General features: G+C 39.3%; 14 protein-coding genes. All 14 read left to right on the top strand.

Going from position 1 to position 17,506, the window contains the following annotated elements:
• Positions 1-136: 136 nt before the first annotated feature.
• The 14 genes from EM808_RS00610 to EM808_RS00545 all read left to right on the top strand — a co-directional run bounded on the left by EM808_RS00610 (position 137) and on the right by EM808_RS00545 (position 17,362).
• Positions 137-610 (top strand): SRPBCC family protein, encoded by a 474-nt coding sequence (locus EM808_RS00610; RefSeq protein ID WP_127734419.1) that lies wholly within the window; start codon positions 137-139, stop codon positions 608-610.
• Between the two features lie 16 nt (positions 611-626).
• Entirely contained in the window at positions 627-1,277 is a 651-nt protein-coding gene (locus EM808_RS00605; RefSeq protein ID WP_127734417.1) for a hypothetical protein, read from the top strand.
• A 197-nt stretch (positions 1,278-1,474) separates the two neighbouring features.
• The gene (locus EM808_RS00600; RefSeq protein ID WP_127734415.1) at positions 1,475-3,079 is read left to right on the top strand and encodes a DUF1593 domain-containing protein; all 1,605 of its coding nucleotides are present in this window, start codon (positions 1,475-1,477) and stop codon (positions 3,077-3,079) included.
• A 211-nt stretch (positions 3,080-3,290) separates the two neighbouring features.
• Positions 3,291-4,988 (top strand): methyl-accepting chemotaxis protein, encoded by a 1,698-nt coding sequence (locus EM808_RS00595; protein ID WP_127734414.1) that lies wholly within the window; start codon positions 3,291-3,293, stop codon positions 4,986-4,988.
• Between the two features lie 118 nt (positions 4,989-5,106).
• The gene (locus EM808_RS00590) at positions 5,107-6,168 is read left to right on the top strand and encodes a C45 family autoproteolytic acyltransferase/hydolase (RefSeq protein WP_127734412.1); all 1,062 of its coding nucleotides are present in this window, start codon (positions 5,107-5,109) and stop codon (positions 6,166-6,168) included.
• A gap of 277 nt (positions 6,169-6,445) precedes the next feature.
• Complete coding sequence (locus EM808_RS00585; RefSeq protein ID WP_127734410.1) at positions 6,446-7,441, top strand: AraC family transcriptional regulator; 996 nt, start codon at positions 6,446-6,448, stop codon at positions 7,439-7,441.
• A 142-nt stretch (positions 7,442-7,583) separates the two neighbouring features.
• Positions 7,584-8,852 carry a glycoside hydrolase family 1 protein gene (locus EM808_RS00580; protein ID WP_127734408.1) on the top strand — a complete coding sequence of 423 codons (1,269 nt, stop codon included), beginning with the start codon at positions 7,584-7,586 and terminating at the stop codon, positions 8,850-8,852.
• Positions 8,853-9,023: 171 nt separating this feature from the next.
• The gene (locus EM808_RS00575) at positions 9,024-10,322 is read left to right on the top strand and encodes an MFS transporter (RefSeq protein ID WP_127734406.1); all 1,299 of its coding nucleotides are present in this window, start codon (positions 9,024-9,026) and stop codon (positions 10,320-10,322) included.
• Positions 10,323-10,414: 92 nt separating this feature from the next.
• Complete coding sequence (locus EM808_RS00570) at positions 10,415-13,324, top strand: alpha-L-rhamnosidase (protein WP_127734404.1); 2,910 nt, start codon at positions 10,415-10,417, stop codon at positions 13,322-13,324.
• Positions 13,325-13,939: 615 nt separating this feature from the next.
• On the top strand, positions 13,940-14,386 hold the full coding sequence (locus EM808_RS00565) for a GNAT family N-acetyltransferase (protein WP_127734402.1): 447 nt from the start codon (positions 13,940-13,942) through the stop codon (positions 14,384-14,386).
• 40 nt (positions 14,387-14,426) lie between these two features.
• Positions 14,427-14,747: a putative quinol monooxygenase gene (locus EM808_RS00560; RefSeq protein WP_127734400.1), complete on the top strand. Its 321-nt coding sequence runs from the start codon at positions 14,427-14,429 to the stop codon at positions 14,745-14,747.
• Positions 14,748-14,886: 139 nt separating this feature from the next.
• Entirely contained in the window at positions 14,887-15,447 is a 561-nt protein-coding gene (locus EM808_RS00555; RefSeq protein ID WP_127734398.1) for an AAA family ATPase, read from the top strand.
• A gap of 140 nt (positions 15,448-15,587) precedes the next feature.
• Complete coding sequence (locus EM808_RS00550) at positions 15,588-16,415, top strand: helix-turn-helix domain-containing protein (protein ID WP_127734396.1); 828 nt, start codon at positions 15,588-15,590, stop codon at positions 16,413-16,415.
• A gap of 26 nt (positions 16,416-16,441) precedes the next feature.
• On the top strand, positions 16,442-17,362 hold the full coding sequence (locus EM808_RS00545; protein WP_127734394.1) for a DMT family transporter: 921 nt from the start codon (positions 16,442-16,444) through the stop codon (positions 17,360-17,362).
• Positions 17,363-17,506 lie beyond the last annotated feature (144 nt).

The raw sequence follows: 17,506 nt of genomic DNA, 5'->3' as shown, positions 1-17,506 counted from the left end.
GCGCCTTCTTGCACGAGATTATTATGTGTAAAAAAGGATAAAATATACTAATTGTTTCCATGGATAATATTCAAAATATATTTGTCAGTTTATAATAAAGAAACAGTGGACATTAGGATGAAAGGAGAAAGAAAAGATGCTCGCAGACATAAAAAAAAGCGAAGAAGGCTATACAGCAATATTTGAACGTAACTTTTGTTATAAAGTGGAACAAGTATGGTCTGCATTGACAGAAAACGAAAAATTAGCAGCATGGTTTCATAATCTTGAGGCAGAAGACCTTCGTATAGGGGGCTGCATCCGCTTTTATATGAGGGATGGAACAGATACTTCTATTGAAATGCAAATCTTGGATTTCAAGGAAGGCGATCTCCTTGAATACGAATGGGGGGAGGGAAGTGTCCGATTCGAGATATCTCCAACTAGTGCAGGCTGCAGCCTTGTATTATTGGAATCTATCCCTCACTGGACAGATCATACGCCTAAAGATTTAGCTGGTTGGCATGTATCTTTAGATGTGTTAACTTCTTTACTGGACGGGGAAGTAATCGATTTTCCGACGGATAAGTGGGTGGAATTATACGGCAAATATCAGCAAATGAAGCCATGAAAAGGAGGGGATTATCATGGATGTCAATACGTTATTTGTCGGAATTGATACAAGCACAACATTAACAAGCAATTTAGCAAAAAGAAAAAAGCAGCATATAAAGCGAGTTGATTTGATTGAAATATCGCCGAGCTTGTCCTTTGCCACTTACAAAAAAGAGAATACGATAATTCGTACTTACTTCTTTAAAGATGCAGTTGTACTTTTTGTTGAGGCAACACAATTTTTGCAGGACATGGAAGAGGTATTTGGATTAAGCAGTCCTGACCTGGATGTAATGGCAACAGATCTTTCTCATGAAGCGCTTATTCCTAAGTTTGAAAAGGCACTGGCGGAATATAACGAAGGAACGATAATAGGTCCATTTTTGCATCTATATGGGCAAAGGTACTGGCATGATGACAGTTTAATTGTTGGCAATAGGGAGGCATTAGTCAAGCTGAAAAATGCGGTAGATATGGCACTTACTTATGGAGAAGGCAGGACTGTTGTATCATCTAGCGACTGGGAGGGGTATGATCTTTACGTAAAATGCTTGCCTGGTGAACCAGAAACAAATAAAAAATGGGATTCTATTCAGCTGCCTTATCATGATCGAGAGATGTACGTTCCCGATGAAAAGGAGGAGCTTGACCCATACAAGCTCCTCGTAAATTGGAGAAAATAGGAGAATAGTTTGATGAAAGCGTTCTAATAAACTGATAGCATTATCTTGTAATCGCTTCATTACATATGCGAAACAGGAATGTTACCTAACGGGCATAACCTAAACAAATGCATGGATTTTCATGTGCTTGTTTAGGTTTTTTGTTTTTTATTAACAAAATGAATCATGCCTACTACAGAGAGAGGGGATATAAGGACATGAAAAGAAAAGGATTAATCACGCTATTACTGTTAGTTTGTGCTCTTTTTGCTGCTGGATGCACAAACGGTAAGGAGGAGAGCGGTCCTGCAACAAGTGAACCGAAAACAGATACAGATACGAAAACAGCAGAAAAGCAAAAGGCAAGAACGGTTATTACTACAGATGGAGAAGTGGATGATATGAACTCTGTTCTTCGCTACTTACTTTATGCAAATGAGATGAATTTAGAAGGAATCGTGTTAACAAGCTCTGTTTACCATTATGCAGGCGATAAAGACAAAGGAATTGAGCCATTTAGATGGACGGGTACAGAGTGGCTGACTAATATGATAGATGCCTATGAGGATGCCTATCCAAATCTTGAGAAGCATGCAGACGGCTACCCAAAACCGGATTATCTCCGCAGCATCACAAAGATTGGCAATATTTCAAATGTAGGGGAAATGGAAGAAGAAACAGATGGTTCCCAGTTTTTAAAGGAGCTGTTTCTTAATGATGACGACAGTGATTTATATGTGCAGACATGGGGAGGAACAAACACAACTGCCCGTGCACTGAAATCGATTGAAGAGGAGTACGGCAAGTCAGATGATTGGGAAAAGGTAAAATCAAAAGTAAGTGATAAGCTTGTGCTTTATATTATTTTGGATCAGGATGACAGTTACAGCAAGTATATTGCAAAAAACTGGCCAGATATCCGCATCATTAATGATACTTCTAATTTCTGGCATTTTGCTTATGCTTGGCAATTACATTCAGAAGAGCTGAACACAAAGCTGACAGGTGATTGGCATAAAGAGAATATTGTCGGCCATGGACCGTTAATGGATATGTATGCATTAATGGGTGACGGTAAGATGATTGAAGGAGAGCTTTTTGAGGAGCAGCGCGGAACAGAAGAATACTTGAAGAAAAACCCTCAATATAATAAATATGATTTTATCTCTGAAGGTGATTCTCCATCCTTCTTCTACTTAATTGACAACGGACTGAGAAGCTTAGAGGATCCGACATATGGAGGCTGGGGCGGCCGCTTTGACGCTGTAAGCAGCAAGGTATATAAAAACACTGTTACAGACTTTAATGTCTACGCAAACAGATACGAAGCAGAGTACTCCTTAACACGCTGGTTCGATGATATTCAAAGCGACTTTGCAGCACGTGCAGATTGGCTGACGGCAGAAAGCTATGATGATGCAAACCATAACCCAACGGTTGAAGTCACAGAAGGACTTGATTTAACTGTTGAAAAGGGAGAAAAGGTAACGTTGCATGCGAATGCTAGTGATCCTGATGGTGACAAGCTGTCCTTTAAATGGTGGAGATATTTTGAAGCAGATACGTACGAAGAGTCAAAGGTAGCCAAAAAAGATACAGTCCCTGAAGTTGTTGATGGTCTTCAGCTTGGCCTTCAACGTGAACTGGCAGAAGGAGAAACAACAGATACGATTGAATTAACAGGCAAGGACAGTGATACTGTTAGCTTCACTGTTCCAGATGATGCGAAATCTGGAGATACACTTCATATAATCGTAGAAGTACAGGATGATGGAGCTCATGAGTTAAAGCATTATCAACGAGTCATCTTAACGGTGAAATAATGGAATAAATAGGATACTGAGACGGTGAAAAAGCTTATTTATAAGCTTTTTCACCGTCTTTTTTCTAATGTATAGAAGTTATGGAAGTGTTTTCCTCTGTTATACAACAATATTTTTCTATTGGCTTAAAAAGCTATAAAACTTTATTTAATTTTACCGATACAACCATTAGCAAAATAAATTGCTAAACTGTTAAGGGATGGGAAGAAGCATGAAGTTAAACCTTAAATTAAAGTTAGGGACAAAAATTAATTTAATTGTATTTGCTGTAATCATTGTTTTATCCGTTGTAATCGGTTTTTTGGCACATAGTGAGATTACAAAGGGGATAAAGGAATTTGCGATAGAAAAAGCGAAGGGTGACCTCGCACTTGGTTATAACTATGTTGACAGTAAATACCCTGGTGAATGGACTGTCGAGGGGGACAAGCTCTTAAAGGGTGAAACTGTTATAAATGATAACAATCAGTTAGTAGATATGATTGGTAAGGAAACAGACGATACAGTTACAATCTTCTTAAATGATACGAGGATTGCAACGAATGTACAGAAAGATGGAAAACGGGCAACAGGTACACAAGCCTCTCAAGAAGTGATTGACGCAGTACTTACGAATGGGCAAACCTTTTATGGGGAAGCAAATGTACTTGGAAAAGAGTATCAAACAGCATATATGCCACTGAAAGATACTGCTGGGGAAGTTGTTGGAATTATGTATGTCGGTGCTTCAGAAGCAATGATCGACAGTATTTTATCTTCTTTCTTAACTAAGTTTATTATTGTGCTGGTTGTGGTCGTTGTCCTTGCTACTGTAGTCATCTTTTTATTTACAAGAACAATTAGAAACAGACTTAAAAATCTCACTACAGCCCTGGAGCTGGCAGGAAACGGAGATTTTACAGCTATTGTTTCTGATAAATCCTATGATGAGCTTAAAAATCTGTCTGTTAGCTACAATAAAATGGCGGACAGTTTAAAAGTAATGATGAATGAAGTCATATCAACATCTGAGCAGCTTGCTTCTTCCTCTGAAGAGTTGACTGCAAGCTCAGAAGAAACGAGCAAGGCTACAGAAGTCATTACCGAGTCTATCCAGCAGGTTGCAAATGGTGCAGACCAATCAGCAACAAATGTGCAAGACAGTGCTGACGCTCTTGGGGAAGTTACAGATGGAATTCAATCTATTGCCCAAAATGCTCAATCTGTGTCTACTGTTGGCTTAAAGGCAACAGAAAAGGCCAAGAATGGTGGAGTTTTTGTAGATAAAACAGTCCAGAAGATTACAGAAATTCATCATTCTGTAGCGAAAACTGGCGAGGCAATAAAAAATCTGGATTCACGTTCACAGGAAATTGAGAAAATTACAAATGTCATAACAGATATTGCGAATCAGACGAATTTACTTGCATTAAATGCAGCGATTGAGGCGGCAAGAGCAGGTGAAAATGGAAAGGGCTTTGCTGTGGTTGCCGATGAAGTCAGAAAGCTTGCAGAGCAGTCCCAACAATCGTCTGCACAGATTTCAGCACTTATTAAAACAATCCAAGCAGATATGGTGCAATCAAATGCTTCCATGGAGCAAGTCACATTAGATGTGCAAGAAGGGCTTGAAATTGTCGGACAGACAAAAGCAAACTTTACGGAAATCATGGAATTTATGGAAAGCTTGACAGCGCAAATTGATGAGATGGCGGGAACATCTGAAATATTAGCAGAAGGTACTAAGGGTGTTGCAGCAACTGTTTCAGAAATACGAAATATTTCTGGGCAAACATCCATGCATTCACAAAATGTGGCTGCCTCAGCAGAGGAGCAGCTTGCATCTATGGAGGAAATCGCAGCATCTGCACAAGCATTGTCTCATTTGGCAGAAAGCTTAAAAGAACTAATTAGTAAGTTTAAAGTATAATTAGCAGCCAGCCTCAAAATTATGGGGCTGGCTCTTTCACGTTTTCCTATTGCTTATTCCTTTCCATCGTCCACTTTTACCAGTATCCTAAAATATAGAACAGATGGGAGGATACATAATGAAAAAAGTATATGCAGATGTTATGCAATTTCGGGGGACACATTATAATTTTGGCTTTAAACAGGGGGAGTATTTCAAGGACTCTATACTTGTAAGAAACAGAGAAAAACAATGGAAGGTAAGAAAGCCAAAATTTTCGATAGATGTAGAAGAAACAAGGCAAATTTTTGCTAGATTTGCCCCACTTATCTGGGAGGAGATGGAAGGATTTCGTGATGCATTAGGCTGGCCGATGGAACGGGTGCTTTTGGAATTCTGCGGCTACCGGCTTGATATTGACAAGTCAGGCTGTTCCATTTATGTGGGAAATGATTATTTAATCCGTAATTATGATTATCATCCAAAAACCTATGATGGCAGATATACAATCTTTAAACCGACAGACGGGGGGAATGCGATTATCGGCCCTAGCCAAAGAGGAACAGGGCGAATGGACGGCATGAATGAAAAGGGCTTGTCGATGGGCTATAACTTTATGAATCGAAAACGTCCTGGTACAGGCTTTGTGTGCAATATGATCGGAAGGCTTATTTTAGAGCTTTGCGGCACTGCAGAAGAAGCGGCTGATTTGCTGAAAGAAATTCCGCACCGTCACTCCTTTAGCTATGTACTGTTTGATAAAAGCTGTGACACTCCATTCATTGTCGAAACCTCCCCAAGACGGGTAGAAATCAGAAGAGGGTATTCGTGCACAAATCATTTTAATATCATGACAGAAGAAAATCGTCATGTTTTGGATGATTCCAAAAGAAGATTGGAAATTATCGAGGAAAATCAAACTGGTAATATGGATGGAGAAGCAGCATTTAAGCTGTTGAATGGCAGTGATTCAGGCATATTCTCCAAGCTGTATGGGGCATGGGCTGGAACAATCCATACCTCTGCTTACTTTCCTAAAACTCAAAAAGCATGGTTTGCACTTGGCGGTGATCAAGAACCAATTGAATTCGATTTTGCAAAGTGGCTCGATGGTGAGGATTTACCGATCGAAAAAGTAGAAGGACTTATTGATACAGACATTCCCTTTGTTCATATGGAGCAAGCTGATTGGTTTAAATGACAGTACTGCATCGCAGTGCTGTTTTTTTATATAAAGGAGTGAGGAAAGCTGCTCGGTGCTTTAACTTGGACTGATAACTAAGAAGCTTGCATAATGTATCCAGGCTAAGAAAGCTATTCCAAGGGTATTGTGAACAACAAAATTTTGTGAATGTTTTAATCCCTCAATATGTTATATTTAGGATATAAATAAAAGTAAAGATACATAAACAAATGAAAATAAAAGATTTTTTATTTAAATGGAGATATTTCAAAAAAAAAACAAAAGGAGTCTGATCATGAATAGTGCTGAGTTAAAACGAAAGCTTGAAAGCTATAATAAAATGGCTCCTCCTGACTGGAACCATATAAAAAACACCTATCAGGTGGAACCGATTGGAAGCATTAATGGCGAGCCGCTGTACGAATTTAATATGATTTTTGATCCGTTCCATAATCCGATTGAAGATAATATCTTTATTTCACAATGCCCGCCTACTGCCTTTGTACCATTACATATCCATCAATACATTGAGCTAATCTATGTTTATCAAGGCAGTTGCCAGATTATCATGCAGGAGGATGTCATTGATATAGAGGAAGGGGGGATCATCATGATTGACAAAAATACTCCCCATACGGTGATGGAAACAACAAAAGAAGATATTATCATAGAAATAAAGCTGAAGCACGATTACTTGTCTTCCAGTTTTTTAAGTAGATTCACAAACAGAAGTATCATTTCTCAGTTTTTAGTAGACTCTCTGATTGATAGCAGAAGTACAAATAAGTATCTTTATTTTCCTTTTGAAGCAAGCTCTAACTTTAATGACATTATGGAGCATATTATGTGTGAATATTTTGAGGAAGATGCCTTTACATCCGGAATGATAGATGCTTATTTATTTATCATGTTTACAGAGTTAATACGCCATAGCAACAGCTTAACTAGCATAGAGAGAAATAATCGGACAGAAAAGGACTTGATTGTTTTAAATTTGCTGCAGTATATAGAAAGTCACTGCAAGGAATGCAGCCTAACAGCTATGGCAGATCAGTTTAAATATCATCCAAACTATATTTCGGCCATTTTGAAAAAAGCAACTGGAAAGTCATTTACAGACTTGCTGCAAATCCAACGGGTTAATAAAGCGGCACTTTACTTAACAAATTCTTTTATGCCTATACCGGAAATTGCTGAAGAGGTAGGGTATTCGAGTGTGTCTTTTTTCTACAAGAAATTTAATGAAATATATCAACAGACTCCAAAGGAATATAGAGACAGTAATCAGTAATATTTAGTGGTATCATTATGCTTCCTTCCTAAATCTTTGAATCGAGCAAACATCTTCTTTGTATATGCCATTCAAACAAATGAAAACGCTTGCTACAATTAGAGTCACAAAGCAAGTAAAAAGATTTTAGGAGGTAAATATAATGACTTATGATTTTCCGAAGCGATTCCTTTGGGGTTCAGCAACTGCAGGACATCAGGTCGAAGGCAATAATGATAATAGTGATTTTTGGGCAGAGGAGCAGGTCGAAGGATCGCCATATAATGAGAAATCAGGAGAAGCCATCGACCATTACACTCTTTATAAAGAGGATATTGCCCTTATGGCAAGTCTGGGATTAAAGGTATTTCGTTTTTCGATTGAATGGGCGAGAATTGAGCCAGAGCCAGGGCGCTATTCCCAAACTGCAATCAATCATTATCGCGATGTCCTTAAAACATGCTATGAACACAATATTACCCCTTTTGTTGCCATGCATCACTTTGCCTCGCCAAAATGGTTAATGCAATTTGGCGGGTGGGCAAGCCCTGATGTTCCTGATCGTTTTGCAAAATATTGTGAAGTTGTATTTCGTGAGCTTGGTGAGTTAATTCCATATGTGTTGACGATGAATGAAGTGAATCTCCCTGTCATGCTTCGCGAGCTTTTTACTAGTATCGGCTTTATCCCGCCAGTTGGAATTGGTCGTGATGCATGGACAGCGCCTGGGTGGAGAGAGGAAGCAGCAAAGCTTTGCGGTGCAACAAGTGATCAGTATTTTACCTTTCATATGCTATCAGATGAGCGTTCACTCCATATTCTCCGTCAAACACACCAAAAAGCACGTCAAGCGATAAAGAGCATCCAGCCAAACACATTAGTTGGACTGTCAATGGCATTGTCTGATGTTCAATGTATTCAAGGCGGAGAAAAAATTGCTGCAGCTAAATGGCAAAGTTACTTTAGTCAATATTTGCCTATGATAGAAGAGGATGATTTTTTTGGATTGCAAAACTACACAAGAGAAGTATATGGTCCAAACGGTCAAGTACAGCCAGATAAAGAGGCGGAATTGACACAAATGGGCTATGAATTTTATCCAGAAGGACTCTCTAATGTAGTCCGCAAGGTAGCACAGTCCATATCCATTCCCATCATTATTACGGAGCATGGAATCGCCACAGAGAATGACAGCAGACGAGTCGAGTTTATTCGCAAAGGGTTAGCAGGCCTGCAGTCATGTCTGGAGGACGGTATTGATATCAGAGGCTATCTGCATTGGTCGACATTCGATAATTATGAGTGGAATTCAGGCTATACTAAACAGTTTGGGTTAATTGAGGTAGACCGTACTACACAAAAACGGAAGGTGAAAGAAAGTGCCCGCTTTCTTGGACAAATTGCTAAATCCAGCTCCCTTGTTAATAATTGAAGCAGCATCTGCTCCCACGCTTTTGGGAGTAGTTTTCACTAATGTTTATAAATCTTTGAATCAAGCAAGATTATTCTCCGATAATACCATCGAATGATTTGAAAGCGCTTTAAATATAAAGTGGCGAGCAAGAAAGAATTTGCTTTATGAATTGCATTTTATGGAGGGGTAATGATGGAGACGGTTGTTTGGGATAAAACGCCTTTTAAGAGATTAATAATTGCTGCAATGCTTGGTGTCGGCACTTCAATAGCGCCATTAGTTTTATTAGGGTTTGGTCTTTCTACCTTTATTGTGATAAGGATTGTCGGACAGGAGAATGCGACTGCTGTATATGGAACAGCGTCAGGCATCACAGGAATTGCGGTTGTTATATTTGGATTGTTTGGTGGTGTTATTGCAGATAAGACGAGGATCAGGATGGGAAGAAGAAGATTTTGGATGGTAGCGGGTAGCATTCTTGGTGCGATTTCAATGGTGCTACTGACATATGCAGCTTCTATCCCAATGTTTATTATCTCGTTATGCTTGGTGAACTTCTTTTATGGCATGGTTTCTTTATCCTGTTATGCCATTGTGCCAGAGCAGGTAGACCCGGAAAAGTTTGGTCGTGTGTCAGGCTTAATTGGAGCTGCAGCACCAGCGTTTGTTATGTCAGGGCAAATGCTGATGGGAGTGTTCGCAAATTCGACGATTGAACAAAAGATGCTTACTTTAATTATAATCCAACTGATTGGCGGTATTACTGCGGCACTATTAATTAAGGATAATTATTTGGCGAAGTCAGCAAAAAACAGCAATAACTCGCTTGGGATTCGCGGCTTTTATCCAAGCTTTAAACAGCATCCTGCTTATACTTGGGCACTTTTGACAAAGCTGTTCATCAATTTCTCTAATGCTGGATTAAATATGCTGACATTGTTTTATATCGCCAGATTTCATTTAAGCGAAACGAAAATTTTTCAAATTATGGGACTGACTGCGCCTACGATTATCCTGATGGTGGGAGCAGGCATTCTTGGCGGCTTTTTATCAGATAAAGTTAAAAAGCAAAAGCCCTTTGTAATGGGAGCAGCACTCATAACAGCACTTTGCCTTGTTGCCTTTGCTTTTTCTACAAGTGTGGCATGGGTGATTGTCGGCAACTTCATTTTTAACTTTGGATTTGGAATGTACAATGCTGTTGATAATGCCCTTGTAAACCGTATTCTGCCTTCAAAGGAAAATGCGGCAAAGGATATTTCTATCATGAATACGACTACCAATATGGCTTCCACATTAGTCAGCTTTGCAGCACCAGTGCTAATTGCTTTCGGTGCAAGTACATTTGGTGGTGATGGCTATACCCTTTTCTTCCTTGTCCTTGCTGTATTTTCCATTCTTTCTGCAATAGCTGTCCTTCCAATACCAGAAATGGAAGGAAAGGGAGAAGCGGATGACGAACCTATTGATGAAATAGTTGTTTCTTAAAAAAAATAGGAGGGATGAAGATAATTCATCCCATACAAAGGAACAAAGACTGTTTAACTTTAAAATTTCTAGAAAAGAAAGGAATAGATAGAATGAAAGATTTAAAGGTTGCTGCATTAACATGTGAATATCGAACAAATCCTCTTGGAATCGACATGAAAAAGCCTCGTATCAGCTGGAAAATCACGTCAAGTGGGAGAGGAACAGTGCAAAAAGCATATCAAGTTCATGTTTCAGATAGGGAGGACTTTACATCTATACTGTGGGATTCAGGAATCGTTCATTCTCAAGAATCTCTGCATATTGAATACGAGGGAGCAGAGCTTAAAGATAAAACAAGATACTACTACAGGGTGAAGATTTGGGACAACAAAGACCGAGAATCTGCTTGGAGTGAAACAGCATGGTGGGAAACAGCATTCTTAAATGAACATAGCTGGAGAGCACAATGGATCACACCAGCACAGAATGAAATTGACCCATTAAGTGAAGCTGCATTTCTGTTAAGAAAAGAATTTAATCTTCAGTCAAGGATTGTTTCCGCTCGTATTTATGGGACTGGATTAGGATTGTATGAACTTTACGTAAATGGGGAACGCATTGGGGATGATTTACTGGCACCAGGCTGGACCAGCTACCATAAACGCCTTCAATATCAGACATATGATGTGACATCAAGCCTTCAGGCCGGTCCAAACGGTTTAGGTATCATACTTGCTGACGGGTGGTACAAAGGAAATCTCACATGGGAAAACAAGCGACATATATATGGAGACAGACGGGCAGCCTTTTTTGAGCTTCATGTTAAATATGAGGATGGAACAGAGGTTATTATTCCTACAGATACGTCGTGGAGGGCAGAGGTAGGACCTGTTGTTTATTCCGAACTTTATCAAGGGGAAAAATACGATGCAAGGCTTGAACAGGAAGGCTTTAGCTGTCCTGGGTTTAATGACAGCCTTTGGTATCATACGGCAGTGCAGCATATGCCTGTATCACAGCTTGTTGCACAGGAAAATTGGCCAACTAGAGTGACGGAGCTAATAAAGCCCATCAGCGCATTTATCACACCTTCAGGAGATACGGTAATTGATATGGGGCAAAACATGGTTGGCAGAATCCGCTTTTCAGTAGAAGCCAAACGCGGTACTCATATCGTTTTAAAGCATGCTGAGGTGCTCGATAAGGACGGAAATATTTATTTTGGTAATTTGCGAAAAGCAGACCAGCAGGTTGAATATATAACGAAAGGAACTGGACTTGAAAGCTATGCTCCTCACTTTACTTTTCAGGGCTTTCGCTATGTGAAAATTGAAGGCTATCCAAATCAGGAAAACGGACTTCCGCTTGAAAACTTTACGGGTGAAGTCATTCATTCTGATATGCAGCCAACTGGGGAATTTGAGTGTTCTAACGAACTCGTAAACAAGCTTCAGGAAAATATCGTCTGGGGACAAAGAGGCAATTTTCTTGATGTGCCGACAGACTGTCCGCAACGAGATGAGCGGCTTGGTTGGACAGGTGATGCCCAAGTTTTTATTCAGACAGCATTATTTAACTATCACGGCGGACCTTTTTTCACCAAATGGTTGCGTGACCTTAAAGCAGAGCAGCATGCAGACGGTGGCGTTCCTTTTGTAATCCCAGCGGTCGTTGGCGGAGCAAATGCAGCAGCGTGGGGCGATGCAACGACGATCATCCCTTGGGAGGTATATAACGCATATGGGGACAGAAGGCTTTTGGAGGAGCAATATGAAAGCATGAAGGCGTGGGTAGAATATATGCATAAACAAGGGGAAAACGAGTATCTTTGGATAGTCGGTTTCAATTTCGGCGATTGGCTTGCTCTTGATGCACCATCAGGCAGCTATAGTGGTGCAACACCGAAAGACTTTGTTGCAACAGCCTTTTACGCTCATTCAACTAGAATTCTTCGCGATGCTGCAAAAGTGCTTGGCAAATGGGAAGATGCACAATATTATGAAACATTGCTGGAGAACATTATTAAGGCCTTTAACTATGAGTTTGTTTCACAATCTGGCAGACTCGTTTCGCCAACACAAACAGCACATGTGCTTGCACTTATGTTTGATTTAGTGGACGGTAAGGTGAAGGAACGGACTGCGCGAGAGTTAAACGAACTAATTCTCCAAAACGATTACCATTTAACGACAGGCTTTGTTGGTACACCATATCTATGTTTTGCTCTAACTAAAGCAGGATATCACGAAACAGCAGTCAGACTATTGCTGCAGGAGAGCTATCCTTCGTGGCTGTATTCTGTGAAGCAAGGTGCAACAACAATTTGGGAGCACTGGGACGGAATAAAAAAGGACGGTTCATTTTGGAGTGATGACATGAATTCCTTTAACCATTACGCTTATGGAGCAATCGGCGACTGGTTGTATAGAGCTGTCGCTGGACTCGATATGGATAAAGAGCTGCCAGCATATAAACGGATTCGCATTAAACCACAATTTGCGGGGATACATTTAACCTATGCAAAAGCTGCCCTTGAATCTATGTATGGCAGAATACAATCAGAATGGCATAAAACAGCAGACCAAATCGAGTTGAAAGTAGCTATTCCTCCAAATACAACAGCCGAAATTACATTGCCTTATGCACAAATAGAGGCTGTTACAGAAGGTGGAAAACTACTAGCCGCCTCATCAGGAATTTATTCAATTAAGGAACAAGAAGATACAGTTATTTTAACAGTTGGCTCTGGCAGTTATCACTTCCAATATGCAAATAAGCACGGCCTAACAGTCAGGTTTACTGATGAATCAAGGCTGATTGATGTACTTGCACAAAAATCATCCGCTGCAGTCCTTGAAAAACATGCTCCAGGCATCGCCAATCCACCAGGGATTTTTGCGATGAGAACAAAAACTTTAAAGGAATTAGCAGAATTCCCTGAGGCAAACCTGACAATTGACCGAGTAAATGCACTGATAGAAGAGCTTAACATGATTGAGTGGAAAACAGAGCTGGTGTAAAAAGCGGAAAAAGAGGTTGGCACAATAGTAGTTAAGCCTAATTCAAAACCAACTATTTAATTGATAGTTGGTTTTTTAGTTTTTTTTTAAAATGTTAAAAAACTTAGTGGAATGAAGCAGAGGCCACACGACTACTATGGGGAATAGTGGAAAGAATGAGACCCCGCAGGCGAAGACGAGGAGGCTCGGCTTCCTCCCCATGGAAAGCGGGTGGATTTAGCATAATCATAATGAAACAAACTAAAATTTAAAGCCATACCTAAATGTAATTCTATGCTCCAGTACTTCAAAGCTAGTTAAAATTAAGTACTATTTCAGATAGGTTACTTTTGTTCCCACTCTTGTTTTTTTGTATTTTGCATGAAAGATAAGAAGGGATAAAGGGAATAAGTGGAGAATTATTCCATGTGAAATTAAACGAAAGAAAGTATTAAAAAATAGAAAACCCTTACTTAAAACTTGAAAGCTGGTTAATGAAGCAGATTAGGAGGGTATTGTCTACTAATAAGGAATAAACGAAGAAGCTGCTCCATAAATCAAGGTATTGGTAAGCGTTAAAGAGCTAAAGTTATAAAATTTTCGTAAAATACAAATCGTTGAAGGGAGGAAAATAGAATGAACATTTGCAGGGAGGATTATTCAGAAAACAGTGATTTTCTTCGGAAGAGAGTGGTTGAATATAATCTGTCAAAATTGCCTGACACTATCAAGCATCCTGTCAACAAAATTTGTTTTACTGCTAGAGATGATAACGACCAAATTATAGGCGGGATTACTGGTGTAATGTTTTGGCATCACCTGCAAATTGAATCATTATGGGTTGATGAGACAATCAGAGGGTGTGGGTGTGGGAGCGGCCTTTTGCAGAAAATCGAGGAGTGTGCGCTAGAATACAAATGCAGCCATATTCAACTTGATACTTTTAGTTTTCAAGCCCCCGAATTTTATCGTAAGCATGGGTATGAGATTGCAGGTGTTATAAAAGAGCATCCGATAAAGGAAAGCAGTCAGTACATTCTTGTGAAGCGATTAAGACGTGAGAAAGACGGCTTGTCCTATTAGTCAGATTTCAATTAAATTAGGGAGAAAGAAGGAAGAGATCATGGATAAATTCGGATTGTACGGTAAGTTTACAGCAAAACCTGAGAATAGAGATATGCTTGCAGCGATTTTAATGGAAGCCGCTTCCTCCATGGAGGCTGTGGAAGGCTGTGAGCTGTATACAATCAATCTTTCAGACACAGAGCTCGATAGTGTTTATGTTTATGAAGTATGGACAGATAAAGACGCTCATGAAGCGTCATTATCACTTGAAGCAGTTCAATCGTTGATCCTGCAAGCAAAACCGCTTATCACTGGTATGGAAAGGATCAGCACATTTAAACAGGTGTGGGGGAAGGGGCTTCCAGGTCAGCCAGTTTAATATGCACTTTTTCCAAGTTAAGTACTTTGGTTTTTAGTTAAAGAAATGTATAAAAAAATAGATTGGTTGAGTGCCATGTTCTCCTCTACCATGTAGTAGAGGATTTTTCTTATTAAGGGAAGCTGGAAAGGAGAAACAAATGAAGTTTGTTTTAATATTCGGTCCGCAGGCTGTTGGTAAAATGACTGTTGGCCAGGAATTAGCAGCATTAACAGAATTAAAGCTCTTTCATAATCATATGTCGATTGATTTAGTAAGTCATTTTTTTAGCTATGGAACGGCAGAAGGCAACCGGCTTGTCCATTTGTTTCGGCAGGAAATTTTCGAATCAGTCGCAAAGAGTAATCTCCACGGATTAATTTTCACCTATGTGTGGGCATTTAACCTACAAGAGGATTGGGAGTATGTTGAAAAAATCAGTGATATCTTTAAAAAGCAAGGCGGCACCGTTTATTATGTTGAATTGGAGGCAGACCTACAGGAGCGGCTGCTAAGAAACAAAACTCCGAACAGGCTTGAGCATAAACCGACAAAAAGGAATGTAGACTGGTCGGAAGCCGAGCTTAGAAGCTCCCTTGAGAAGTATCGTTTAAATTCGAATGAAGGGGAGCTGCAAATGGAAAATTATTTAAAGATTAACAATACAAGCAAAAGTCCTGCTGAAGTAGCTTCGATCATCAAGGGAAAATTCCAGCTCTAACCTGATATAAATGTTGTCGCTTTGCTTTTTACTCAGCAAGGCTTTTTTTTATGTGAATTGTCAATATCATACAAGAGTGTCCGCAATCAACTATGCTACACTTGTTTTATGATAAGCATATATGGAAAGGAGAAGTGCTAATGAGCAGGGAGAAAAGGACTGTAATATATGATGAAAAGCTGCAGATTGAGGCATATCACTTTAATGGAATCATGCAGAAATTCCCAAATCATTTTCATGAATATTATGTAATAGGTTTTATAGAGAACGGACAAAGAAAACTGACATGCAAGCATAAGGAATTTCTTATCAATAAAGGGGATATGGTCATTTTCAATCCACTTGATAACCATGCATGTGAACAAGTTGACCATCATGCATTAGATTATCGCTGTCTTAATATCAATCCAGAAATAATGGCTAAGGTAGCCAAGGAAATGATGGGCAAGGTTTATCTTCCGTATTTCACTTCACCTGTACTTGTTAAAACGAGTTATGCATCGTTATTAAAGGAGTTACATGAGATGATAATGAAAAATGAAAATGGTCTTGAAAAGGAAGAAAGCTTTTATTTTTTGATGGAATATTTAATAAAAGAATGGAGTTCAGCTCCAGAAGACAGAAAAACGAGTGCAGCAGATAAACGTCTTGATGCTGTTTGCAGGTACATAGAAGAAAACTATAAAAACCATTTAACTTTAGATGACTTAGCAAGTGTAAGTAGTATGAACAAATATACCTTTTTACGGTCATTTACCCGCAAGCTTGGAATAACTCCCTATAGATACCTGCAAACAGTCCGCATTAATCAAGCAAAAAAACTGCTTGAGTATGGCATGAAGCCGCTAGATGTTTCAGTGGAGATAGGCTTTGCCGACCAAAGTCATTTTAGTAATTTTTTTATAGAATTTATCGGTTTGACACCAGGCCAATATCGCGACATTTATAGAGAAAAGAAGCAAGCTTGAATATAAAAGAATAAGAGGGCATTATAATGAGGAATTTTGCATCGAATGGTCATATCGCAGCACTTGTGACTATTTTAATTTGGGGAACTACGTTTATTTCAACAAAGCTGCTGCTGATTGATTTTACACCAATTGAGATTTTGTTCTTTCGCTTTGTACTTGGGTTTGTCGTATTGCTGATTATATTTCCGTACAGAATGAAACTCCAGCATAAAAAGCATGAACTACTGTTTATATGTGCTGGTTTATGTGGAGTAACCTTGTATTATCTTCTCGAAAATATCGCCTTAACGATGACTTTGGCTTCCAATGTCGGTGTCATCAGCGGGATGGTTCCATTTTCAACAGCACTGCTTACCATGTTGTTTTTAAAGGATGAGTCATTAAAGGGGAATTTCTTTGCCGGCTTTGCCATGGCGATGATGGGGATATTCTTGATCAGCTACAATGGCACAGCAAATTTCCAAATAAACCCGCTTGGAGATATTTTGGCAATTGCTGCGACAGTTGTGTGGGCTGCATATTCTGTGTTAACGAAAAAAATCTCCAGCTACGGCTACCATACCATTCAGACAACAAGAAAAGTCTTTCTTTATGGTCTTATCCTAATGCTGCCAGCGCTGTTTTTATCTGACTTTAAGCTAGGACTTAACAGGTTTACAAGTCCAGTCAATTTATTTAATTTTCTGTTTCTCGGCATAGGCGCATCTGCCCTTTGCTTTGTAACATGGAATATGGCTGTCAGTAAATTAGGCGCTATTAAAACGAGCGTTTATATTTATATGGTACCTGTTATTACCGTTGTAACATCCATGATTGTATTAAAGGAACAACTAACAAAGCTGTCAGCATTGGGCATTCTCCTGACATTAGCAGGGCTGGTTGTATCAGAAGCGAAACTGAACTTCAAGAAAAAGGGCCGATTAGAAAGCCGGATGGTAAAATGATTATCAATTAAATACACTCTTGAAAAAAACTAAGCGTAAAACTATTATTATCGGGTGCATGAACACAATGTTGTTTATGCTTTTTTTTATGCAAATACCCGACATAGTCACAATCAGCCTTGAATACTATTAACAGAGTAAATA

This window comes from Niallia taxi, from assembly GCF_004005475.1.
Taxonomy (GTDB): domain Bacteria; phylum Bacillota; class Bacilli; order Bacillales; family Cytobacillaceae; genus Niallia; species Niallia taxi.
Note: the sequence above shows the minus strand (reverse complement) of the source record. Positions and strands in the feature narration are given on the sequence as shown.